Source organism: Rhodococcus sp. M8 (assembly GCF_015654185.1).
GTDB lineage: Bacteria > Actinomycetota > Actinomycetes > Mycobacteriales > Mycobacteriaceae > Rhodococcus > Rhodococcus aetherivorans.
Genome location: NZ_CP064065.1, coordinates 908128 through 933143 on the forward strand (window position 1 = coordinate 908128; position 25016 = coordinate 933143).

The following is a 25016-nucleotide window of genomic DNA, read 5'->3' on the forward strand; positions in this document are numbered from 1 at the left end:
GATTGCTCGTCGGCTCACAGACCCCGGTCGATGATGTCGAGGATCTCGTCACCGGTCGCGGCGTGAATCCTGTCCACCGTGTCGGCGCGGCCCCGCTCGGCTCCCGCGAGGTCGGCGAGCAGGGCTTCGAGCCGCTGCGCGACCGCCGCGCGTGCCTCGTCGTCGGCGCCGAGGTCGGCGACGACCGCCTGCAGGCGGTCGATCCCGGCGACGGCCACCGACACCGGGTCCGGGACCAGCTCCGCGCGCAGGAACTCGGCGACGGCCCGGGGACTTGGGTGATCGAACACCACCGTCGGCGGTAACCGCAGACCGGTCGCGGCACCGAGATGGTTGCGCAAGGCCACCGCCGCGAGCGAGTCGAAGCCGAGTTCCTTGAACGCCTGGTCGGGATCGACCGAGTCCGACGCGTCGTGGCCGAGGACTGCGGCAGCTCCGGCTCGCACCAGCTCCAGCACGAGGTGCCGCTGTTCGGGCACCGACCGGTCCGTGAGCCGCTGCGCCCACTCCAACGGCCCTGATCCGTTCGGTCCGGACAACGCCGACCCCGAGCCGGCCGCGCGCGGCCGCGCTTGCCGCACCAGTCCCCGCAGCGGAGCGGGAACGGACGTCGCGGCCGCACCGGGGTGCTCGAACCGAGCCCCCACCACGGCGGAGAGGTCGGACGCCAGGGCGCTGTCGAACAGGTCCAGGCCGTCGGCCTCGCTCATCGGAACCAGGCCGCTACGGCGGGCCCGGGCGAGATCCACCGCGCCGAGCCTGCCGGTCATGGCGCTCGGCGGTGCCCACATGCCCCACGCGATCGAGACCGCGGGCCGGCCGTGGGCTCGCCGATGCTGGGCGAGGGCGTCGAGGAACCGGTTCGCCGCCGCGTAGTTCCCCTGCCCGGGCGCGCCGAGCACACCGGCGAGCGACGAGAACAGCACGAAGGCGTGGACCCCGGCGGTCAGCCGGTGCAGGTGCCAGGCCGCGTCGACTTTCGGCCGCAGCACCGCGTCGAGCCGGTCGGGGGTGAGCGAGGTGAGGGTGGCGTCGTCGAGGACTCCGGCCGCGTGGATCACCGCGGTCAGGGGGTGCTCGGCGGGGATCCGGGCCAGCAGACCGGCCAGTGCCGCCGCGTCGGCGGTGTCGCAGGCGACGATGCGCACCTCGGCGCCCGCATCGCGCAGTTCGCGGCGTAGCCGGTCGCTTCCGTCGGCGTCGGGTCCGCGTCGGCTGGTCAGCACCAGATGCCGCGCCCCGTGCGTGCTGACGAGATGGCGCGCCACCGATCCTCCCACGGTGCCGGTGCCGCCGGTGACGAGCACGGTGCCGCGGGGGTCGAACAGCGGACCGGATCGCTGCACGGCCGGTATGCGCCGCAGGCGGGGCACGAGCACGGCCCGGCCCCGGACCGCGACCTGCGGTTCCCTGCTGGCCAGGGCCGACGTGATCGCCGTGTCGACGTCCGTCTCCCGGTCGAGGTCGAGCAGCACGAACCGCCCGGGGTTCTCGTTCTGCGCGGAGCCCACCAGACCCCACACGGCGGCGGCCGCGAGGTCGATGTCGACCCCTTCGCCCTCCTCGCCGGTGGCCGTCGCGTTGCGGGTGACGACCACCAGCACACTGTCGGCGAACTCGGCGTCGTCGAGCCAGTCCTGCAGCAGTCGCAGCGTCCGGGCGCACAGGTGGTGGGTCGCCTCCGGGCCCGGGTCGCCGTCGGTGCCGCACCCCACCAGCACCGTCCAGGGCCGCCCGTCGTCGGGCGTGGCTGCCCTCGCGGTGCGCAGCGCCGCCGCGTCGGGACAGCGCGACAAGGTCGATTCCAGATCCGCGGCGCCGAGTACCACCATCGGGCCGGGCGGCGGCTCGGACGGGAGGTCGTCGATTCGGGTCCATGCCAGGCGGTGCAGTCGCCGCGCGCCGGACGGGCCCGCGCCGGCCCCGTCGCCCGTCCGGGGCACCACGTGCAGCGCCTCGACGGTCAGCACCGGCGCGCCGTCGGCATCGGTGGCGTCGACGCGGTACCGCCCGTCCTCGCCCGTCGCGCACCGCACCGACACCGCCTGCGCACCGGTGCGGTGCAGCCGGGTTCCCGACCAGGTCAGCGGCCAGTCGTCCGGCCCGAAGACGGGGTCGAGCGCCGCCTGCAGCAGTTGCGGATGGATCCCGAAGCCGCTCGGGTCGACGCCGTCGTCGAGGCGCACCTCGGTCATGATGTCGCCCGGGAGCCGGTCCGGCTGCGCGGCGAGCACGTCGTCGACGGTCGCCGACGCGTTCCGCACCCAGGGGCCGTCGGCCGGTCCCATGTTCGACGAGACGGTAACGGTGCGCGCGCCGTCCTCACCGGCCGGTGACACGAGCACCCGGATCGGCAGCGACCCCTCGGCCGGCAGGCCCAGCGCGTGGTGCAGCGTGAGAGCGGCGATGCGGTCGCACCCGACGTGGTGGGCGGCGTGCAGGGTCAGCTCGACCAGGACGGCCGGTACCAGGGTCTGCGGAGCGTCGGTCGGCGGATCGCCGGGCTGCGGCGCCGCGAGCGACGAATCCCGGTGCCGGGACAGCGCTCCGGTGAACACGGTGGTGTCGTCGTCGAGGGTCACGGCCGCGCCGAGCAGCGGATGGTCCGCCGGGCTCAACCCCAACTCCGTCGGATCACCGCTGGTGCGTGCGGGCGCCGACGGCCAGAAGGAGCGACGCCGGAAGGCGTACGTGGGCAGGTCCACCCGGCGGCGGCCGGGCAGTACCCGATCCCAGTCGATCGCCAGGCCCTGCACGGACGCAGCGGCGACCGCCTCGACGAAGCCCCGTGCGTCGTCCCCGCGCCCGGGCAACGTGGCGATCGGGTGCGGGACGACCTCGGCGGCGTGAGCGGCCAGGGCCGCGCCGGGTCCGATCTCGACGCAGCGGGAGACGCCGAGTTCGGCGAGGGTGCGCATGCCGTCGTGGAAGCGCACGGCTCGGCGGATGTGCCGGCGCCAGTACTGCGGCGACGTCAGTTCCTCGGCCGTGGCGACGCGCCCGGTGAGAGTGGAGACGACGGGGATCGTCGGCGGCTGCGCCGCCGGCCGCGACACGACGGTGGTGAACTCGTCGAGGACGGGGTCCATCAGCGCCGAATGGAACGCGCGTTCGACCTGCAGCGTGGTGACCGCGATTCCCGCGGTGGACAGTTCGGCAGCGACGGCGTGCACGTCGGCTGCAGCTCCCGCGAGCACCACGGATTCGGCGCCGTTCACCGCGGCAAGGTCGACTCGGCCGTCGATCCGCGACCGGACGTCCTCCGGGCGGGCCCGGACGGCGATCATCGCCCCGGGGGCGGTGGCCTGCATCAGCCGTCCGCGCGCGGCCACCAGGGCGGCGGCGTCGGGCAGGCTGAACACGCCCGCGACGTGGGCCGCGGTGAGTTCTCCGATCGAATGTCCGATCAGGTAGTCGGGGGTGAGGCCCCATTCCCGCAGTAGTCGGTAGAGGGCGACCTCGACGGCGAACAGGGCCGGCTGGGTGTACTCGGTGCGGTCGAGTCTCGCGGCGGCTTCGTCCGCGTCGCCCCAGATCACCTGCCGTATCGGGGTGTCGACGTGCTCGTCGAGGGCGGCGCAGGTCTCGTCCAGGGCCCGGGCGAACACCGGGTAGGTGTCGTAGAGGCCGCGGCCCATTCCGATCCGCTGCGCGCCCTGGCCGGTGAACATGAATGCCGTCCTCCCGCGGGCGCTCGTCCCGGCGACGGCGTTGCCGCCTGCGCGTCCCTCGGCGAGGCGGGCCAGGCCGTCGCGTAGGTCGGCGAGCGTCTCGCCGGTCACGGCGGCGCGGTGCGTGAAGCCGGACCGGGTGGTGGCCAGCGAGTAGGCGAGATCGGCCGGATCCGGCGGGGCCCCCGTGTCGAGGGCGTCCCTGTCGAGGACGTCCGTCAGCCGGGCGGCCTGCGCGCGCAGCGCCTCGTCGGTCTTGGCGGAGAGCACCCACACCAGGGGCGACGCCGACCGCGGCGGGGCCGCCGGTGCGGCGACGTCGGGCGGCTGCTCGAGGATCATGTGGGCGTTGGTGCCGCTGATGCCGAACGAGGAGACGCCGGCGCGGCGGGGGCGCCCGGTCTGCGGCCATGCCACCGCGTCGGCGAGCAGCGCGACCTCGCCGGAGGTCCAGTCGACGTGCCGGGTCGGGGCGTCGCTGTGCAGGCTCGGCGGCAGCACACCGTGTCGCATCGCCATCACCATCTTGATCACGCCGGCCACCCCGGCCGCCGCCTGGGAGTGGCCGATGTTCGACTTGACCGACCCCAGCCACAGCGGCCGGCCGTCGCGTTGCTGACCGTAGGTGGCCAGCAACGCCTGGGCTTCGATCGGGTCGCCGAGTGTCGTGCCGGTGCCGTGGGCCTCCACCGCGTCGATGTCGGCGGGGTCGAGGGCAGCGTCGGCCAGCGCCTGCCGGATCACCCGTTCCTGCGACGGACCGTTCGGGGCGGTCAGGCCATTCGAAGCGCCGTCCTGATTGACCGCGGAGCCGCGGATCAGTGCCAGCACCCGGTGACCGTGGCGCTGGGCGTCGCTCAGCCGCTCGAGCACGACCATGCCCGCGCCCTCGCTGAGCCCGGTGCCGTCCGCTCGATCGGAGAACGGTTTGCACCGCCCGTCCGGGGCGAGTCCGCGCTGGCGGCTGAATTCGATCAGCACGCCGGGGGTCGCCATCACCGTCGCCCCACCGGCCAGCGCGAGGGTGCATTCGCCGTCGCGCAGGGCCCGCGCCGCCAGGTGCAGCGCCACCAAGGACGACGAACACGCCGTGTCGACGGTGACCGCGGGACCGGTGAAGCCGAGCGAGTAGGCGATCCGCCCGGAGGCCACGCTGTTGCTGGTGCCCGTCATGAGATAGCCTTCGGCGTCGGTGCTCCGCCGGGTCATGAGGTGGAATCCGTAGTCGCCGCCCATCATTCCGACGTACACGCCGGTGTCGGTGAGCCCGGGCGAGTTCGGCGGGATTCCCGCGTATTCCAGTGCTTCCCAGGCGCTTTCGAGCAGCAGTCGGTGCTGCGGATCCATCGCGACGGCCTCGCGGGGGCTGATCCCGAAGAACGCGGCGTCGAACCGGTCGGCGTCGTAGAGGAATCCGCCGGCCCGCATGTAGGTCGTGCCGCTGCGCTCGGGATCCGGGTGGTACACCTCGTCGAGGTTCCAGCCGCGGTTGTCGGGGTACGCGCCCACCGCGTCGCGGCCGTCGCGGACGAGGCGCCACAGCTCGTCCGGGCAGGAGACCTGGCCGGGGTATCGGCAGGCCATCCCCACGATCGCGATCGGGTCGTCGTCGTGGCGCCGGCGCGCCGTGCGGGTCGGTTGCGGGGTGTCCTCGGGGCCGAGCAGCCGTGCCGCGATCTCGCGGGCGAGCGCGTCCGCGGTGGGGTGGTCGAACACCACCGTCGCGGCCAGCCGCACCCCGGTGGCCGTCGTCAACTGGTTGCGTAGCTGCACCGCGGTGAGCGAGTCGAAGCCGAGTTGCTTGAAGGCCCGTTCCGGATCGATGGCCTCCTTCCCGTCGTGGCCGAGTACCGCCGCGACGTGCGTGGTGACGATTTCGAGGACCCGGGCGTGCCGCCCGGCGGGGTCGAGCGCCCGCAGTTCGTCGGCGAGGCCGGGGGCCGACGGGGCGGCCGCGGCGCGCCGACGGGACGTGCCGAGCACTCGGCGCAGGATCGGGGGGAGGGCCTCGCCGTCGGAGCGGCGGGCGGGTGCCGAGAGCCGTATCGGCACCGTCAACGGACGGTTCGCGGCGAGCGCCGCATCGAACAGGGCCAGCCCCGCTTCCGGGGTGAGGGTGTCTATGCCGGTGCGCTGGAGCCGATCCAGATCGGCCGCATTCAGATGGGAGGTCATCCCGCTGGGGCGGTCCCACAGTCCCCAGGCCAGGGACAGTCCCGGCAGTCCCTCGGCGCGGCGGTGCTGCGCGAGCGCGTCGAGGAAGACGTTGGCCGCCGCGTAGTTCGCCTGGCCGGCGCCGCCGAGAACACCCGCCGCGGAGGAGAACAGCACGAACGCCGCGAGACCGCGATCGCGGGTGAGCTCGTGCAGATGCCACGCACCGTCCACCTTGGGGCGCAGGACGGCGTGCAACTGGTCCGGAGTCAAGGTGGCGGCGGTGGCGTCGTCGAGCACCCCGGCGGCGTGGACGACACCCGACAGGTCGGGGACGGCGGCGAGCAGGGCCGCCACCGCGGCTCGATCGGCCACGTCGCAGGTCACGGCGCGGATCTCGGCGCCCGCCTCGGCGAACTCGGCGCGCAGGTCCGTCGCCCGCTCGGCGCGGACCGCGTGTCGGCCGGTCAGCACGAGCCGGCGCACCCCGTACCGCCGCACGAGGTGACGGGCGACGAGCCGGCCGATGGTTCCGGTGCCGCCGGTGACGACGACGGTGCCGTCGGGGCCGAACGGCACCGGATCCGCGGCTGCGTCGGTGGCGGTCGGCACCGCCGCGAGCACGGGCGCGAGGAGTGTCCCGGCGCGGACCGCCAGTTGTGGTTCGTCGCAGGCCAGGGCCGCGGACAGCACGGTGGGATCGGGCAGGTCACCGGGCGGCCGGTCCAGGTCCACCAGGGTGATCCGGTCCGGGTGTTCGTTCTGCACCGCACCGATCAGCCCCCACACGGGCGCGGCGCCGACGTCGATCGGTTCGTCGTCGGTGACCGCCACGGCGCGGCGCGTCGTCACCAGCAGTCGGGTCTCGGCGAGGCGCTCGTCGGCGAGCCAGGCCTGTACCGCCCGCAACGCCGCCTCCGCGGCGGCGTGCGCGCGCGTCGGCACGTCGGATTCGCCGTCCGGTTCCCCGGCCAGCAGCAGGGTGCGGCCGGCGGGATCGCCGCCGGTGAGTGCCTCCCCGAGCGTGGCGAGATCCGCCGTCGGGGCCGCGCCGGCCTCGACCGGGATCCATTCCACGCGGTAGAGGCCGGTGCCGGTCGCGGTGGCCGGCGCCCGCGGACCTGCGAACGGCCGCAGCGCCAGCGAGCGCGCGGTCAGCACGGGCTTGCCGGCGGTGTCGTACGCGGCCACCCGGTACCGTTCGGGTCCGGTCGGGGCGATGTGTACGCGCAGGGCGGTGGCACCCACGGCGTGCAGTTGCACGTCGTCCCATGCGAACGGCAGTCGCAGGTCGCGGGCGCCGGCCGCGGCGGCGGCGAGCGCGATCAGGTGCAGCGCCGCGTCGAACACCGCCGGATGGATCCCGTACCCGGCGACCGCCGCGGCGGGGTCCTCTCCCGCCAGGCGCACCTCTCCGTACAGGTCGTCACCGCGGCGCCACGCCGCGCGCAGGCCCCGGAAGACCGTCCCGTACCCGTATCCGGTCTCGTCGAGCGCGTCGTACAGACCGCTCACGTCGATCGGCGTCGCATCGGCCGGGGGCCACTGCCGGATCGGAACCTGCGCGGTGTGCACCGCGCCCGTGAGTGTGCCGACGGCGTGCCGGGTCCACGGTGTCCGCGCCGGGGCGTCCGCCGGGCGGGAGTGCACCGACACCGTGCGGTGCCCGGCGTCGTCGGCGGTGAGGACGGCGACCTGCACCGCGAGCTCCCCACCGGTGGGAACCGTCGCGGGCGTCTCGAGGGTGAGTTCCGCGAGGCGGCTGCAGCCGGCGCGATGCCCGGCGTGCAAGGCGAGTTCGACGAACGCCGTGCCGGGCAGCACCACGGTGCCGTCCACGGCGTGCTCGTTCAGCCACGGCAGTCGGTGCGGCGACAGCACGCCCGTGAACACCGCGCCGCGACCGTCGCCGAGTTCGACCGAGGCGGCGAGCATCGGGTGGTCCCCGGCATCCATGCCGGCTGCGGCGGCATCACGTTGCGGCGCGCCCCCGTCGAGCCAGTAGCGGCGATGCTGGAAGGCATACGTGGGCAGGTCCACCCACGGCCGGTGACCGGCGCGGCGAGCCCACCCGACCCGGTCCCACTCGATGTGCGCCCCGGACACGTGTGCCTCGGCGAGGGCGGTGGTGAACTGGCGCAGGCCTGCCCGGTCGCGCCGGAGGGTGCCGAGGGCGCGACCCGCGATGCCGGCCGCGTCCAGGGTCTCCTGCAGCGGCACGGTCAGGACCGGATGGCTCCCCGACTCGACGAACAGCCGATACCCGTCGCGGGCCAGAGATCTCGTCGCGTCCTCGAAGCGCACCGGCCGGCGCAGGTTCCGGTACCAGTAGTCGGCGTCGAGTGCGGTGCCGTCCATCATGTCCCCGCTCACCGTCGAGTAGAACGGGATCCGCGAACGCTGCGGGGTGATCGGGGCGAGAGCGTCGAGAATGGGCCTGCGCAGCACCGAGACGTCCGCGCAGTGGGAGGCGTAGTCGACGGTGATGCGCCGGGCCTGGACACCGTCGGCCTGCCACCGCGCGACCAGTACCTCGAGGGCGTCGCCGGGGCCGGACACGACCGTGGCGGCCGGACCGTTGATCGCCGCCACCTCGACGGTCCCGGCCCAGGGTTCGATCTGCTGCCGCACCGCGTCCGCCGGCAGACCCACCGACGCCATGCCACCGCCGCGCCGGGCCGATTCCGTGATCACCCGGCTGCGGGCCGCGACGACGAGCGCCGCGTCGGGCAGGGTCAGCGCGCCGGCGACGTGGGCGGCGGCGATCTCGCCCTGCGAGTGCCCGACCACGGCCGCCGGTTCGACGCCGTGTGCGTGCCACAGCCGCGCAAGACCGACCATCACCGCGAACAGCGCGGGTTGCACGACGTCGGCCCGGTCCAGGGCCGCCGGATCGCGGTCGCGGAGCACGTCGAGCAGCGCGAACCCGGTGTGCGGGGCCAGGGCGTCGGCGCACTCGCGCAGGCTGTCGGCGAACACCGGGGAGGACTCCAGCAGTTCGGTGGCCATGCCCACCCACTGCGCGCCCTGCCCGGGAAAGACGAACACCGGCCGGTCGCCCGCCTCGACCGCCACGCCGGTGATCACACCGGGGTCGGGGGCGCCTCGGCCGAGCGCGTCGAGACCGGACAGCAGGGCCGTCCGGTCGGTACCGAGCACGGCGGCACGGTGGTCGAAGGTCGCGCGGGAGGTCAGCAGCGGGCCGGCCACCTGGGCGGGTGTCAGCTCGGGGTGGTCGGCGACGTAGTCCCGCAGCCTGTGGGCCTGCGCGCGCAGCGCCGGTTCGGTGTGGCCCGACACGAACCAGGCCACGACGTCGTCCGATCCGTCGATCCCGTCGGTGGGCGCAGCGTCCGGCGGTGGGGTCGGCCGCTCCAGCACGACGTGGGCGTTCGTGCCGCTGATGCCGAACGAGGAGACCGCCGCCCGGCGGGGCCGGTCGGTCGCCGGCCATTCCCGGTTCTCGGTGAGCAGGGACACCGATCCGGCGGACCATTCGACGTGGGGGGTGGGGCGGTCGATGTGCAGCGTTCTCGGCAGCACACCGTGCCGCATCGCCATGATCATCTTGATCACTCCGGCCACTCCGGCGGCTGCCTGGGTGTGCCCGAGGTTCGACTTCACCGAGCCGAGCCACAACGGCCGGTCGGGGGGCCGATCGCGGCCATAGCCGGCCAGCAGGGCGGACGCCTCGATGGGATCGCCCAGCGTGGTGCCGGTGCCGTGGGCTTCGACCGCGTCGACGTCGGCCGGGCCGAGTCCGGCGTCGGTCAGGGCCTGCCGGATCACCCGTTCCTGGGCCTGCTTGCTCGGGGCGGTCAGGCCGTTGCTGGCGCCGTCCTGGTTCACCGCGCTGCCGCGGACGACGGCGAGGATCCGGCGGTCGTTGCGCTCGGCGTCGGACAGGCGTTCCAGCGCGAGGATCGCGGCGCCTTCGCCCCACGCCGTACCGTCGGCCGCGGCGGAGAACGCCTTACAGCGCCCGTCGTGGGCCAGTCCACGCTGCCGGCTGAACTCGACGAACACCGCGGGCGTCGACATGACGGTCGCCCCGCCGGCCAGGGCGAGTTCGCACTCGCCGTTGCGCAGTGCCTGCATGGCGAGGTGGACGGACACCAGGGACGACGAGCATGCCGTGTCGACGGTGATCGCGGGTCCGTTCAGTCCGAAGCTGTATGCGACACGGCCGGAGGCGACACTCATCGCGGTGCCGGTGATGAAGTAGCCCGCGAGTTCCTCGGGCGGGGCGCCGCCCGCCCGTGCCGAGTAGTCGATTCCGGACAGACCGGTGAAGACGCCGATCTGCCTGCCGTGCACGGACCGCGGATCGATGCCGGCGTGCTCGAAGGTCTCCCAGCTCGTCTCGAGCAGGAGTCGCTGCTGCGGGTCCATCGCCAGTGCTTCGCGAGGTGAGATTCCGAAGACCTCCGGGTCGAAACCCGCTGCATCGTCGAGAAAGCTACCTTGCACCGTGTACGTCCTGCCGGCCTGCCGGCCCGTCGGATCGTAGAGATCCGCCGCTTCCCAACCCCGGTCCGTGGGGAACCCGGAGACGGTCTCCGAACCGGATTCCACCAGGCGCCACAGATCCTGAGGGGAGCGGACGCCGCCGGGGAACCGGCACCCCATCCCGACGACGGCGATCGGTTCGCGACTCACCCCCTCGACCTCGCGGAGCTTCTCCCGGGCCTGATAGAGCTCTGCGGTCACCCGTTTCAGATAGTCGAGGAGCTTCGCGTCATCGGCCATAATCGAGCTCCAATCCGAGAGCCGTCGTGCCAGCGCCGAGAACTCGATGGTATCCGCCGCCCCCACCCGGACACAGCGATCTGCTCGTGCGATCGTGACCGGTGCGTCGTGCGAGACGACTGTGGGCACGCCTCGGACGCATACCGTCCGGAGCGCTCGGCGACCTCCGAGGCCTTCCGATCGAGTTGCCCGTCGGGCTCCTGCCGTGCACTGAACACGTAATCGGCCGACACGTATCCGCAGGCACCAGCGGGTCCTAGACTGTGGCGATGGGCATCGCTCCGGATGTCGGGGCACCGCGTCGGCGCGGCACCGCCCGATTCGGTGCCACCCGCCGCCGCGGGCTCGGGCCACCGTCCGGGTGCCGCTTGCGCCGGCGCATCCCCACGACCCGCGCCCGAGGCTCTGTCGTCGACGACCCCGCCCCGGCCCCCGTGCCGCCGTCCGCCCATTCGCCGTTCCGCCGCGACAGGCCGACCGCACATCCACCCTCGACTTCCGCCTGGAGGACCACATGACCGTCACATCCACCGACACATCGACCGAACTCCTGACCCGACTGCGGAAGGCCTACGCGACCGGACGCACGCGCGATGCCGGATAGCGCATCCGCCAGCTCCGCGGCATCGAGAAACTCGCCGACGAGCGCGAAGCCGAGATTGCGGCCGCCCTGCAGGAGGACCTGGGCCGAAACGCGGTCGAAGCCTGGCTCGGCGACGTCGCTTCCACTCGGGCCGAAGCCGCCTACGCCCGCAAGCGGGTCCGGTGATGGATGCTTCCTCGACCGAAGTCCTTGTCGATCAACCAGTTTCCCGCACTCGGCTGGGTGCAGTACGAGCCGATGGGAGTGGTCCTGATCATCGCACCGTGGAACTACCCGGTGTATCTGACGCTCGGTCCGCTCGTCGCGGCAGTGGCCGCCGGAAACTGTGCCGTGATCAAACCGTCGGAGCTGGCCCCCGCCACGTCCGCGCTGCTCGCCCGGCTGATTCCGCAGTACCTCGACCCGGAGGCCGTCGTGGTCACCGAAGGCGATGCCGAGCTCACCCAGAGCCTGCTCGCGCAGGGATTCGATCTCGCCCTGTACACCGGCGGCACCGAGGTGGGCCGCAAGATCATGGCCGCCGCCGCCCCGCAGCTCACGCCGGTGATCCTCGAACTCGGTGGCAAGTCTCCGGTCATCGTCGCCGAGGACGCCGATCTCGAGGTCACCGCGCGGCGCATCGCCTGGATCAAACTCCTCAACTCCGGACAGAGCTGCATCGCGCCCGACTACGTACTGGTCGAGCGGTCCGTCCGCGACGGGCTCGTCGACAAGATCGTCAACACGATCGCCCTGTTCCGCAGCGAGGAACCGCAGCCGGGGATGCGGGTGGTCAACCACCGTCACTTCGATCGGCTCGAGGCGCATCTGGAGTCCACAACCGGACGCATCGTCACCGGCGGCAGGTGCGATCGTGACACTCTCACCGTCGAACCGACCGCGATCGTCGATCCGGCACCCGACGACCCGGTCATGACGGACGAGATCTTCGGGCCCATCCTGCCGATCCTCACCGTCGACTCGGTCGACGCAGCCCTCGACTTCATCGGTGCCCGCCCCAAACCCCTTGCAGCGTACGTGTTCTCCAAATCACTGAACACCCAGAAGAAGATCACGCAGCGAATCAGCGCGGGTGGCGTGGTGGTCAACCACGTCGGCATGCACGTCCTCGCCCCACAACTGCCGTTCGGTGGCGTGGGCGCCAGCGGAATGGGGGCGTACCACGGGCGCTACGGTTTCGAGGCGCTCAGTCACCGCAAGGCGGTGCTCGTCAAGCCGTTCCGCCAGGATCCGGCGATGAACTACCCGCCCTACACCCAAGCTGCGCTGAAGATCATGCGGCGCCTTTTCTGAGCGCTCCACCGACACCGTCGGGAGTGGAGGGCACCGGCACGGCCGAGGAGGGATCGGCCGGTAGCGTAGTGGACGGCCTCGACGACTCGGAACCGACGAGCCGTGCATTGCTGCGGTCCTGACTCGTCGCCCACGGACGCAGGGGCCGCAACTCGGTTACCCGGCACCCTCGGTCCCGACAGCCCCGACCCCGCGGTCGTGCCCGTACCCTGGGGAGGTGACCACGAGGAGGTCGCCGTGACAACCCGTCCGAGACCCGTCGAACCTACCGCCGGGCAGGAGTCGGTGTGGGACTACCCGCGCCCGCCCCGCGTGGAGACCTTCACCGGCTCGATCACCGTGGAACTGGGCGGCCGGACCATCGCGTCGAGCACGCGCGCCTGGCGGGTACTGGAGACCAGCCATCCGCCGACCTACTACCTTCCCGCCGACGCCTTCGCCGAAGGGGTGCTTCGGGAGACGCCGGGCTCGTCGTGGTGCGAGTGGAAGGGCCGGGCGGGCTACTACGACCTGGTGACCGACCCGCGGGTCGCGCCGAAAGCGGCATGGACCTACCGTGATCCCACCCCCGCCTTCCGCGCGATCGCCGGGGCCGTCGCGGTGATGGCCGCCCAGGTCGACCGGTGCACCGTCGACGGCGAGGAGGTCGTCCCGCAACCCGGCGGGTTCTACGGCGGCTGGATCACCAGCTCGGTCGTCGGCCCGTTCAAGGGAATCCCCGGATCGGCGGGCTGGTAACCGCTCCGCAGTACGTCGACGCCGATGCGCACCTGCGGGCGAGCGCGAGCATAGACTGGGTCCATGGGCATCGTTTCCGATGTCGATACGCACCGCGTCGGTACAGGGCACTCCCGCTGCGCGGTGGTCGAGTCCAGCTTTCCTTCCGGCACAAGCTTCGAGAGTTCACCCGGGCGGTCACGCACCGGCCCGCACGAAGCCGTACCACCCGAATGCGGCGGCGAACGACCGTCCCTCGGCGCCGCCTGCGTCGAGGATCCCGGCGCCGACCGTTCCGACCGCCCCGGGCAGGAGAGATCGTCGTGACCGATGACGGAATGACCGGCCGCGTCGTGGTCGGAGTGGACGGTTCGGAGCCATCGAAGGGGGCACTGCGCTGGGCACGATTCGTCGCCCGCTCGGCAGGGTTCGAGGTCGACGCCGTGGCGGCATGGGAGATTCCCTGGGCCGCCGCGGAAGGCTGGCCGAGCGATTGGGATCCGGAGCGGGAAACGTCCGGGATGCTGCACGAGACGGTCACCGGGGTCCTCGGGAGCGAGCCCGGCGTGTCCGTGCAGGAACTGGTTCGCCGCGGCGGAGCCGCGCGCGTCCTGCTCGACGAGAGCCGCGACGCGCAGTTCCTGGTGGTGGGAAGCCGGGGGCATGGCGGCTTCAGCGGCCTGCTGCTCGGTTCGGTCAGCGCCGCATGCGCCGAGCACGCACACTGCCCGGTGCTGGTCATCCACGGCGATACCCCGCCTCCGCCCGTCTCGCCCTGAGGCGATCGCGGCGACGATCCCGCGCCCCCGTCGCACCGCTGTCCCCGATCTGCCGGTCCGGTCGTTCCCTTCCCCGGATCGGTCCCCGCCGCATGTTCTCGTCCCGGAAAACGCTGCGAACAGCACCCGGTGCGGCGGATGATCGAGAAACAGCGCCCGAGGGCGGTGGATCGTACGCGCGACCCTCCCGTTCCTGCGCGTGTCCGACTCGTTCGCTCGATCTTCGGGAGAGGCCCGCCATGAGACTCGGCATCCTCGTTCTCGCCGTCGGCGCGTCGCTGCTCGCCGGCACCGGTGTTGCAGCGGCCGCCGATCCGGCCGTCCTCGGCGGCGGTTCCGGTATCGTCATGGACGGCCGGAACTACTGCACCCTCACCACGATCGGCCCCGATTCCGGGGGCCGGCTGGTCGGATTCACGGCGGGGCACTGCGGAAACGCCGGGTCAACGGTCGCCTCGGAGGCCGATCCGGACGCCGGTGTGGTCGGCACGATCGCCTACACCGATGCGGACTTGGACTACGCGGTGATCGTGTTCGAGCCGGCGAAGGTGGTGCCCGTGAATCGGGTGGGAAACACGACGATCACGGGGATCGGGGGGCCGGCGCAGTTCCCGGACATCGTCTGCAAGCAGGGCCGCACCACGGGGCATACCTGCGGGGTGGCCTACGGCGATGTGTTCGGTTCGGGGCAGACCTGGACGCAGACGTGCGTCGACCTCGGCGACTCGGGAGGTCCGGTGGTGGTCGGAACCACGCTGGTGGGCATGGTGAACGGCTATCTCAGCGTTGCCTGCCTCGGTCCGGAGGTCGGCACGAGCATGACGGCCGTCGTCGGTGACGCCGATGCGCGGGGCGGCGCCGGGGCGGGGTTCCGTCCGATCTAGGAGGCGCAGGTCGAGACGATGTCGCCCGGGTGAGGGGCGGACCTGTCGGACCGGCGGCCACGCACCCCGGGGGTTCTCCTCGGTCAGCCGACCTCGGCGAGGAAGCGCTCCAGGATGCCGGCGACCCGGGCCGGGTCTTCCAGCGTCGAACTGTGGCCCACCCCGTCGAGTTCCACCAGTCGCGAGCCCGGGATCAGCGCGTGCATTTCGCGGGAGAGATGCGGCGGCATCTCGACATCCAGTTGTCCCGCGACGATCAGCGTCGGCACGCTCACCGCGGGGAGCTCGTCCCGGATGTCGGGGCGGACCATCATGCCGAGCATCGTGTTCGCCAGTGACGACCGGTCGGCCTGCGCCCACCGCCTGCGCCACGCCTGACGCTCGGATTCCCGGGTGGGGTCGGTGCGGAACGGTTCGCCGTAGAGTTCCTTCTCGATGCCGCGCAGCACGAGGGCAGGTGACGGCCCGAGGAGCCGGGCCACGGCCGTCAGGGCCAGGTGCAGCGGGTACTTCGCGGGCGGGTGCGGGGTTGCGCCGGTGTTGAGCAGGGTCAGCGAGCGCACCTGGTCCGGTTCCCGCGCTCCGATGCGCATCCCGACGAAGCCGCCCATCGACAGCCCCACCAGATGCGCGGGTGCGAGGTCGAGCCGCCGGATCACGGTGAGCACGTCGGCGGTCAGTTGCTCGAGCTGGTAGCCGCCCCGGGCGTGCCCGGAGCGGCCCTGTCCCCGGAAATCGAGGGTGAGGCAACGGTATCGATCCCTCAGCGCCGCGATCTGCGCCTCGTACATTCGCCCGTCGAAGAAGAACCCGTGCAGGAACAGGATCGGCTCGCCCGCACCGCCGGTGTCCTCGCAGTACAGGTCGACGTCCCGCACCCGCAGGTACGACCGGCGCATGTCCGGAACTCTGGGCGTTGTCATGGCATGCTCCGTTTCGAGCTGTGACGGGGACCGTCGCGGAATGAGGTCGAGGATCGGTTCCGAGCACCGCCGGTGTCAAGGGGGGCCGCAGCAACCGCAGTGGCGCCGTGGATCCGTGTGCCCGCGATCTCGCGACACCACTTCAGCACGTGCAGTTGTGCCTCGGTCAGGTGCGTGAAAGCCTGATCGGCCCAAAAGCTTCCGCGCACATACTGCACCGCGCGTTCGACCCGGGGTTTACGCTTCGGTGACCGCACCCGCGCCGGATCGGGCCGGGCCGCCCGGTCCGTCGCCGGCGTCGGCAGGGGCCTCGGTGCGACCGTCGCCGCATTCTTCGGCTGCGTCGACGACCGCGCCGGCGCAGCAGCGGTGGTGGTACCGGACTGGACTCGGGTGGTGGGCCGGTACGGGATCAGCCGTTTCGCGGCCGGTGCCCCGTCCCCGACGGCGGCCGGCACCGGCCAGTCCACCAGCCCGGTGCTGCCGAGGGCGGCCAGCGTCGCCGCGGCCGCCGGGGTCGAGTCGGTGACCAGACGAGCGGATGTAGCACGTATTCCCGGAGATCCTCGACCGTCGATTGGCCCACCGCCGAAGACCATCCTGCGGCGGGAACCCGGCGCGTTCACTGCCGAAGCCCGGCCGGATGCGACAGACTCGAAGTCATGGCCTCGTCCGCGCCCGCCCACACCACGTATCTCGCGTCGTCCCGGGGGGACCTGCCGCGATGGCAGGACATCCTGCCGAAGGCACGGCACGTCGAGCACCCCGGCCCCGAGCGCCACAGCATCTACCTCGACACCGACGACCGCGATCTGCGGCACTGGGACAGCGTCCTCCGGTACCGAAATCCCGGCCCCGACGACGAGCCCGGCTGGGAACTGGCCGTTCCCGGCGGCACGCTCGGCACCGAACTGCACCTCGCCTCCCCCGACAGCGACCTCGTGCCCGACGAACTCACCGCGGCGGTGGCGGGCCTGACGGGCGGGCGGCCGCTGCGACGCTCGGTCACCCTCGGCATCGGCGAGCACCGGCACGAGTGGTACGACCGCAAGGACCGGCTGCTCGCGCAGATCATCGTCGAGACGGTCCAGGCCACCGTGATCGGCCGGGCGGCAACCGTCGAACAGTGGCACCAGCTCCACCTCGACCTCGGTACGGCGGCGACGAAGAAGCACCGCACCGCCGTCACCGCGGCCCTGGCCCGCGCCGGCGCCGCACCGGCCCCGCACCGCAGCGAGCTCGAGCACGCCCTCGCCGCAACCGACCCGGCCCCGGGCCCCCACACCCCCACCGGGAAGGCCCCCACAGCGCGGCGGATGCTCGGTGCCTACCTCGACACCCAGATCGAGGCGATCGGCGCGGGGGACGTGTGGCTGCGCCGCGGTCTGGACCCGATACATCCCACCCGGGTCGGTATCCGGCGGCTGCGCAGCACCCTCCGGGTGTGGCAGGACCTGTTCGAACCCGCGCAACGCACCTGGCTCGATTCCGAATTGTCTTGGTATTCCGGGCTGCTCGGTCATGTTCGGGATCGGCAGGTGCAGCGCGCCCGGCTGGCCGCCGCGCTCGAGACACTGCCGCCGGAAGTGGTGATGGGCCCGGTGGCGTCCCGGATCGACGCCGATCTGCTCGCCGACGAGCGCCGCCACCTCGACGAGGTGCTGCGCGCCCTGGACTCCGACCGGTATCGCATGCTGCTCGCCGCGCTGGCACGCTGGCGCACGCAGCCACCGCTGACCGACCATGGGGACGGTGCGCGGGTGATCGAGAAGGCGGTGCGCACCGCCGAACGCACGGCCCTGAGCCGGGTGCGGGCCGCCGCCGACGAGGACGAGCCGGCGCCGAGTCGGGCCCGCAAGGCCGCCGAGCGGGCCCGCTACGCCGTCGAGTTGGCTGCCCCGCTGCTGGGCCGCACACGCGCGAAGCGCAAGATCGCCCGCTACACGAACATCCAGCAGGTCCTCGGCGAACATCGGGACAGCGCCGTCGCCACCGACCTGCTGCGCGAGTTCGGTGCCCGGGCCGGGACCACACCCGGGGAGAACGGGTTCACCTTCGGGTTGCTGTACGGGCTCGAACTGCAGGCGGCCGAGCGGGCCCGTCGCCACGCCGCCGACCTGGCCACCTGAGCGGCACCCCCTGGTCCGGTCGAGGCGGCGGCGCGCCTCGTCGAGGCTGCCGGCCTCGGTCACCGTGCGCACCACCGCGCCGATCCCCGGGAGCCGTCACTGCACCACCGCGGCGAGGGTCGGTCGATCCATGATCCGAGCGAGGTCGTGATCGACCTGGCGATGGCGACGACCGCCGCGATGCCGCACAGGACCCGCATGGCGGCGTATGCCGCGATGGGGGTCCGACCCCCGGCGGAGCACAGGGCGGGTGCTCGACGTCGAGCAGGCTGCGACGGTAGCCGGCCATGGGCCGCCAGGTCCCCCGGAGGTGGGCGAATGTCGGGGAACGCAGTACCGGGCGGGGCCGCTCTTCGGGTGACGGTCATCGCGGTGCTCTCGTCTGGTGGGCCGGCTGTCCGCTGTCGGTGACCCGGAACACCGGGTAGCGCGGTGCCACAGCCGCCAACTCTTCCAGGGTGGGTGCACCGGCCAGGCCGAAGTACATGTCCGCCTCCCGGGCGATCCGTCGGTTGCCGGGTTGCCGTCCGCCCCGCAGCAAGTAGGCGCGGAGGAGGCCGGCCCGGTCGGCGACCGGCACCTCGACCAACGTGACAGCCCTGCGTCGGCGGCCGCGGGCCAGCATCGCGCGCCCGCCGGCGGCCCCCACGTTGCGGGCCCACTGGGACTGCCCGGCCAGCGACAGCAGGTACTGCGCGCCGTCGTGGTCCAGCAGCACCAGGTTGGTCCGGCGCACGACACCGGAGCGGCGCCCGGGAACCTCGAGCGTCACGACATATCGCGGGCTGAGCCGCAGCCGGGTCAACGCGTGACCCAGCCACTGCAGCCGGGCGTACACCAGCGGTGGGGGCCGATACCGGCCCGCTCCGCCGTACCGGGGTGCGGCCACAGCGACCCGGAGCGTGCGCAGCCCCCGGCGCAGCCGACCGGCCCGAGGCCGGTCCAGTTTCCGGGCCAGGTGGTGCAGTGCCTCGGCCGCTGCGGTGGCCAGCGGCAGCCCGTGCCCGGGAGCGAGCACCCGCGGCTCCAGCGCCGCCAAGGCAGCGACGGACCGCACCGCCGCCGGCTGGTCCCAGGTGGTGTACCGGGGTGGTCCGGCGAGCCGCCGCCGGCCGGTCAGCGTCCCGAGGACCGAGTTCAGGTCCACGGTCACCGCGGCGTCCCCGGCGATCAGCACGCCGTCGCTGCGTCGCAGGTAGGCCACGTGACCCGGGGTGTGCCCGGGGGTGTGCACCCATTGCCAGTCGGGCAGCGCCGGCACCACGCCGCCCGGCCCCAGCGGACGCACCACGTCGGTGAGGCTGCCCGCCTGTTCGATCCGGGCCTGAGTCCGCCGGGGCAGCAGCCGCATCAGCGGGATCACCACCCACCGGTCCAGCGGCATCGTGTACTCCGGCAGGTACCGGCCCGGGGCCATCGGCAGCTCAGCGGGGTGGACGTACACCGGCACCCCCCAGGTCCGGGCCAGGGCCCCGGCGGCCCCGGAGTGATCCGGGTGGAGGTGGGTCAGCAGAATCGCCGCCGGCTTCGTGCCCGTGCCGAACAGCGACTCCGCCGCCGCGGTGATGGTCTCGGCGCTGCCGGCCCAGGCCGCGTCCACCAACGCCCACGTCGACCCCGACGCGATCAGGTAGACGTTGGAGGCGGCGGCGCTCCGGCCGGCCCGGAGCAGGTGGACGCCGGGGGCGATCTGGTGCGGTCGGGCACGGAAGGTCATCGGGTGCCCCTGCTGCGGTGGCCGCTGCCGGGTTGCGCGTGCGCGACGCCGCGCCCGGCCTCGAGCCGGTCCCGGGCCCGGGCCGCCGGCAGCGCCAGGATCACCCCGCCGAAGGCCAGCACCATCAGCCCGTACACCCCGGCAGGACTCGTCGAACCCCACACCGCGTGCATCACCAGAGTGCCCGGGACCAATCCCAGGTAGCCGACCACGCCGGCTCCCAGCGCCCACGGCCACATCCGTGCCAGGGAGCGCCTGGCTGCGCCGAAGTGCTGCGGGGATACGGCCGGCCAGGCTGCGCCCAAGCCCAAGACGATGCCCAGCAGGGGCGGCCCGAACCCGCCGCCCACGGCCAACAGCAGCAACGACAGCCCGAGCAGCAGCGGCCCTGCGTGCCGGCGGTGCACGCCGACGATCGCCCAGGCACCCAGCGCGGTCGCCACCACCACGGTGACGACCCCGGAGACCAGCAGGTCGGGGAGCACGGTCAGGGCGGGCTCGCCGCCGAGGGCCTCGAACGCCGCGTGCTCGGGCCAGGACCGGATCACCCACCCCGGCGGTGGGCCCGAGCCCTGAAGCATCTCCCCGACCCCGTGCTCGATGCCGGCCAGGGCGGCCAGCGCCCCGAACACGGCGACCACGGTCCCGGTGGCGGCACCCGGCCGGACCTGCTGCCGGCTGCCGCCGGACTCGGCGTTCTCTGCGGTGGTCACCCGAATCACCCTGGGGCGGTCACGGGGGCGCCGGTCGACTCGACTACGTATTCCGCGGAACCGGCTTCGGATGCAGTCATCTCTCACCTCGGATCCTCGAAGGTGTGCACGGCGCCTTCTCCGACCGCGGTTGCGGTGGGTGCACCCACTGTAGGTGCGCATCGCGGCAGATCGGCACGAGATCTCGTGCCGATCTGCCGAAGAAGCCACACGACCCCAGAAACCGCCACTACAGGCGGCGAGCGGGAACGCCGCCCAGCTGCGGGCTGGTCCCGCCTTCCACCGCGGGAGTGCGGTGTGCGCAGACGCGGTCATGACTGCCGTGGTGGGTGAAAGTCCAGTTCCTGCAGCGTGGTCAGGGAGGTCGACGGCAGGTCGGGGAAGCGAATCGCTCTCATCGGATGAGTCATCGAAGTTCGACGTCGAGTTCCACACCCTCCTCGCACACGCCGCCCAGAATCCGCTGCGGGTGACGCTGCACGGTGCCCTCCGAGCCTCGAGCGGCGTCAAACCCGCCCGACGCCCGGACCCGGTCCCCGCCGGCCCCGAACTGCCGGATACACCATCGCCGGCCAAGACGAGGTGAACAGTCCTGTCCCCGGATACCCGATCATCCTCGAGGACCCGTTCCGCGCCGAATCCTGGCGACAGACGAGGCCCCTCGTACCAGCTCCAGCTCTGGGGTGCAGCAACACACCGACGTCGCCGCCGCGCGGCCAACCGCTCGCTGAGCGTCCGCTGAGAAGGCGGTGCGTCACGCGTATCGGCGAATGGCCAACCGGGGCCGACAACCGGCCGACAGCCGACTTCGGCGTCGCGGCGGACGCCGCCGCGACGCGGACGCGTAGGCCGGCGAGTCGGGTTCTGCTGCCGCACAATGGTTCTCGGGGAACATGCGACCCAGGCGTGAGTGCCCGCCGACAATGCCCGCTCCCTCGATGGACAGGCCGCTGGTCGTCCGTTCGATCGCCCCGCCTCCGATCCCACGGGGATATGATCAGGGCATTCGACCAACCCCGGCTATGAGTGAGGCAGCCGATGGCCGAGAGCGATCCGCTGGCGACGCAGCGGGAGACCCCGCCGCGCATCGTGGCCGAACTTGTCGCGGCCGGGTTCGAGGACGTGCACGAGATCGGCCGGGGTGGTTTCGGCGTCGTCTACCGGTGTCGGCAGCCCGCCCTGGACCGCACCGTGGCGATCAAGGTGCTGACCTCGGAACCGGACCCCGACAACCTCGAACGCTTTCTGCGTGAGCAGCGCGCAATGGGGCGGCTGTCCGGCCACCCGAATATCGTCACCGTCCACGAGGTCGGGGCCACCGCATCCGGTCAGCCGTACATCGTGATGGAGTACCACCGCCGCAACTCGCTCGAGGCCCGGATCCGGGAGCAGGGCCCACTGCGGTGGGAGGACGCACTCGGGATTGGCGTCAAGATCGCCGGCGCGTTGGAGACCGCGCACCGCATGGGCATGCTGCACCGGGACGTGAAACCGGCGAACATCCTGCTCACCGACTATGGTGAGCCGCAGCTGACCGACTTCGGAATCGCTCGGGTCGCCGGGGCTTTCGAGACCGCCGCCGGCGCGGTCACGGGATCTCCGGCGTTCACCGCCCCGGAGGTGCTCGCCGGACAATCCCCCTCCCGCTCGGCGGACGTGTACGGGCTCGGCGCGACCTTGTTCTGTGCCATCACCGGGCACGCGGCGTACGAGAGGCGCCGCGGCGAATCCGTGGTCGCGCAGTTCCTACGGATCACCCGCGGGCCGGCACCTGACCTGCACGGCGGCACCGGCATCCCGGATGATGTCGGCGAGATGCTCGAGCGCGCGATGGACCGGGATCCGACCTCACGCACCGGCACCGCCGCCGCATTCGGCGAGCAGTTGCGTGCGGTCGAGGAACACCACGGGCTGCCGGTGGACGAGCTACCGGTGCCCGATGCCAGCGAGCCCACCGACCTCGGCGCCGCGCACCCCCGCGCCACGACCGGCACCGGCCGCCGGCGGCGGACCGGATCCGGCCGGCTGACCCCACCGGTGCCTGCCACGCGGCTGCGCCCACCGACGGCGACCCGCCCCCTGGTGGTCCGCGAGCGCCTGCTGCGGTTGCTGCGTGTGGGTGGGCGGCGCACCCTGACGGCCATCACCGCCCCGCCGGGCTTCGGCAAGACCACCCTGGCCGCACAATGGTCGCGCGAACTGGCCGACAACGGCGTCCAGGTGGCCTGGCTGTCCGTCGACAGTGACGACAACGGGGCCGTGCGACTTCTGGCGCATCTGGTCGAATCCCTCCGACAGGTGCGGCCGGCCCTGGCCCAGGATCTCGGCGCGGTCCTCGAGGAGTACGGCGACGACGCCACGCAGTATGTGCTCACCGCGTTGATCAACGAAATCCAGGAGTCCGAGGAGCACGTCGCTCTGATCATCGACGACTGGCACCGAGTCTCCGACTCCGCGACCATCGCTGCGATGGCGTACCTGTTGGACAACGCCGACCCCAATCACCTGCAGATCATCGTGACCAGCCAGGCGCGCACCGGACTGCCGCTGAGCCGCATGCGGCTGCGCGACGAGCTGATCGAGGTGGACGCGGCCACCCTGCGGTTCGACCCTCCGGAGGTACGACGGCTGCTGGTCGAGCTGGCCGGACTCCGCCTGACCGACAACGACGTCGACGCACTGACCCGCGCCACCGGCGGCTGGGTGGCCGCGCTGCAGCTGGTTTCGCTGTCGCTGCGCGACAGCGACGATCCGGCAGAGCTGATCCGCGGAATCACCGGCCGCCACCATGTCATCGGGGAATACCTCGCCGAGAACGTCCTCGACACCCTCGAACCCCGAATTCTCGAGTTCCTGCTCGCCACCTGCATCTGCGAATACGTCTCTGCAGAGCTGGCAACCGTGCTCACCGGAACGACTCGATGCCAGTCGTTGCTCGAGGAGATCGAGGACCGCGGCCTGTTCCTGCGCCGGATGGACGAGGACCGCACCTGGTTTCGCTACCACCACCTGTTCCGAGAGTTCCTGCAACGCCGAATCGAACGCGAGACCCCCGAACGTGTGACGCAGCTGCACCGCACCGCGGCCCAATGGTTCGCCGAGCACGCGATCATCCGCGACGCGGTGACCCACGCCCAAGCCGCGGGGGATCAGGAGATGGCCGTCGACCTGGTCGAACGGCACGGCGCGAGCCTGCTCGAGCACTCCCAGGTGACGTCCACGCTGGCGCTTCTCGACAAGCTACCCCCGGCGGTGCTGTCCAACCGCCCCCGCTTGCAACTGATGGTGGCATGGACCACGATCCTGTTGAACCGCGTTCGCCCCGCCGAACAGGCCCTCGAGGCCGTCGAATCCCTCCTCACCACCGCGCCTCCCACCGCCGACGAGACCGAGGACCTGCGAGCCGAAGTCGGGGTGGTGCGTGCCGTCGTAGCGGCCCGGTGCGACCGCTTCGACACCATCGACGAGCTGGTCCGCCCCAGCCTGGCCCGGGCCGACTCGCTCTCACCATGGGTAGTGTCCGCGGCCGCGAACCTCGCCAGCATGGCCGCGATCTACCGGTTCGATTTCGACGCGACGGAGCGGCTTCAGGAGTGGGCCGCGCCATACCACGCCCGCAACCACGGGCCATACGCCCACATGCACAGCTATTGCTGCCTCGGCCTCGCCGCGCACGAACGACTCGACATCGCCACCGCCGAGGAGCGGTTCCGGCAAGGTCTGCGGGTATCCCGCAGCCGGGGCGACGGGCACTCTCTCGCCGCCCGACTCGCGGCGTCACTGCTCGGCGAGCTGCTGTACGAACAGGACCGCCTCGACGAGGCGGAACGACTCCTCGACGAGGCCTACCTGCTCGGCTACGAGGGCGGTGCCGTGGACTTCAAGGTGGCCCGGTACGCGATCGGCGCCCGGATCAAGGCGGTGCGGGGCGATCGCGCGGCGGCCGCGCAGCGCCTGGATGCGGGCGCTCGGGCCGCGCACACGCTGACGTTGCCCAGGCTGCGGGCCCGGATCGAGGAGGAACGCGTACGGTTGCGGCTGCCCCCGACCGCCGGCATTCCCCCGCGCCCCCCGATCGCCTATCCCGAACGGCGCCGGCCGGTGCACGGGGTCGACGCGATCACCGCCCAACTCGACGAGACCGTCGCCATCTGGGCACTGCTCGACGACGACACACCGGCGTCGACGGAGTTGGCCTGCACCTGGGCGCAGGAATGGGTGGACATGCTCGCAGACGCCGACCGGCCGCGGGCGCTACTGCAGGCACGGCGGCTGCTGGTCAACACCCTCGCCGCGGCCGGCCGCACCGACGAGGCCAAGGAGTTGCTCGCGACGATCACCGCGCAATGCGCCACGCTCGGCATCGTGCGCTACCTGCTCGACGGCGGGCCGCACCTGGTGGCGCTGCTCGCGGATCTGCGCGCGGACTGGGAGGCCGGGCGGTGGCGAGACGAGTGGCCCGCGGTGCCCGACCGATTCTGGGACGCGCTCACCCCGACAGAACCGTGATGCCCCGCCCATGCGCTCATCGCATCGTCCACAACGTCAGCGGCGCATCCACCCGCATCCCGCGGCCCCACTCCGACCGCGAGAGGGCGCGAACCCGCGGACCAACGCCCGGCCTCGTCCGCCACCCACCAGACTGGTCGATGCGTGGGTCAGAACCTGCCGCGCGGGGTGTTC

At 72.4% G+C, this 25016-nt stretch carries 9 protein-coding genes and 1 pseudogene; 6 read left to right on the forward strand and 4 right to left on the reverse strand.

The genetic code is table 11. The features are described from left to right. Window positions 1-14: 14 nt before the first annotated feature. Window positions 15-10574, reverse strand: coding sequence for a type I polyketide synthase (locus ISO16_RS04080; RefSeq protein WP_072635343.1), 10560 nt, complete (start codon window positions 10572-10574; stop codon window positions 15-17). 607 nt (window positions 10575-11181) lie between these two features. Here ISO16_RS04080 and ISO16_RS04085 point away from each other — a divergent pair. From ISO16_RS04085 to ISO16_RS04100, 4 genes and pseudogenes are all read left to right on the forward strand, one after another. Then, a pseudogene (locus ISO16_RS04085) lies at window positions 11182-12471 on the forward strand (aldehyde dehydrogenase family protein). A 237-nt stretch (window positions 12472-12708) separates the two neighbouring features. After that, complete coding sequence (locus ISO16_RS04090; protein ID WP_072635344.1) at window positions 12709-13209, forward strand: DUF427 domain-containing protein; 501 nt, start codon at window positions 12709-12711, stop codon at window positions 13207-13209. A 302-nt stretch (window positions 13210-13511) separates the two neighbouring features. Then, window positions 13512-13967: a universal stress protein gene (locus ISO16_RS04095; protein WP_080688533.1), complete on the forward strand. Its 456-nt coding sequence runs from the start codon at window positions 13512-13514 to the stop codon at window positions 13965-13967. A 239-nt stretch (window positions 13968-14206) separates the two neighbouring features. Continuing rightward, a complete protein-coding gene (locus ISO16_RS04100; protein ID WP_029543921.1) occupies window positions 14207-14851 on the forward strand; it encodes a hypothetical protein in 645 nt (214 codons plus the stop codon). A gap of 83 nt (window positions 14852-14934) precedes the next feature. On the opposite strand, the gene ISO16_RS04105 is transcribed toward ISO16_RS04100, so the two are convergent. Then, window positions 14935-15774 (reverse strand): alpha/beta fold hydrolase, encoded by an 840-nt coding sequence (locus tag ISO16_RS04105; RefSeq protein WP_170914095.1) that lies wholly within the window; start codon window positions 15772-15774, stop codon window positions 14935-14937. Between the two features lie 662 nt (window positions 15775-16436). Between ISO16_RS04105 and ISO16_RS04110 the strand changes: the two genes are divergently transcribed. After that, window positions 16437-17903: a CYTH and CHAD domain-containing protein gene (locus ISO16_RS04110; protein WP_072635345.1), complete on the forward strand. Its 1467-nt coding sequence runs from the start codon at window positions 16437-16439 to the stop codon at window positions 17901-17903. Window positions 17904-18267: 364 nt separating this feature from the next. On the opposite strand, the gene ISO16_RS04115 is transcribed toward ISO16_RS04110, so the two are convergent. Together ISO16_RS04115 and ISO16_RS04120 are read right to left on the reverse strand one after the other, a co-directional pair. Further along, window positions 18268-19620, reverse strand: a complete 1353-nt coding sequence (locus tag ISO16_RS04115; protein WP_072635346.1) for a nitroreductase/quinone reductase family protein — start codon at window positions 19618-19620, stop codon at window positions 18268-18270. Beyond that, the gene (locus ISO16_RS04120) at window positions 19617-20333 is read right to left on the reverse strand and encodes a hypothetical protein (RefSeq protein ID WP_006936541.1); all 717 of its coding nucleotides are present in this window, start codon (window positions 20331-20333) and stop codon (window positions 19617-19619) included. The genes ISO16_RS04115 and ISO16_RS04120 overlap by 4 nt, the downstream gene beginning before the upstream one ends. Window positions 20334-21371: 1038 nt before the next feature. Here ISO16_RS04120 and ISO16_RS04125 point away from each other — a divergent pair. Next, the gene (locus ISO16_RS04125; protein ID WP_072635347.1) at window positions 21372-24842 is read left to right on the forward strand and encodes a serine/threonine-protein kinase; all 3471 of its coding nucleotides are present in this window, start codon (window positions 21372-21374) and stop codon (window positions 24840-24842) included. Window positions 24843-25016: the final 174 nt, after the last annotated feature.

Coding starts and splice junctions, on each gene's coding strand:
- ISO16_RS04105 (WP_170914095.1), bottom strand. CDS start 15,774: ATGACAACGCCCAGAGTTCCGGACATGCGCCGGTCGTACCTGCGGGTG.
- ISO16_RS04110 (WP_072635345.1), top strand. CDS start 16,437: ATGGCCTCGTCCGCGCCCGCCCACACCACGTATCTCGCGTCGTCCCGG.
- ISO16_RS04115 (WP_072635346.1), bottom strand. CDS start 19,620: ATGACCTTCCGTGCCCGACCGCACCAGATCGCCCCCGGCGTCCACCTG.
- ISO16_RS04125 (WP_072635347.1), top strand. CDS start 21,372: ATGGCCGAGAGCGATCCGCTGGCGACGCAGCGGGAGACCCCGCCGCGC.
- ISO16_RS04080 (WP_072635343.1), bottom strand. CDS start 10,574: ATGGCCGATGACGCGAAGCTCCTCGACTATCTGAAACGGGTGACCGCA.
- ISO16_RS04100 (WP_029543921.1), top strand. CDS start 14,207: ATGAGACTCGGCATCCTCGTTCTCGCCGTCGGCGCGTCGCTGCTCGCC.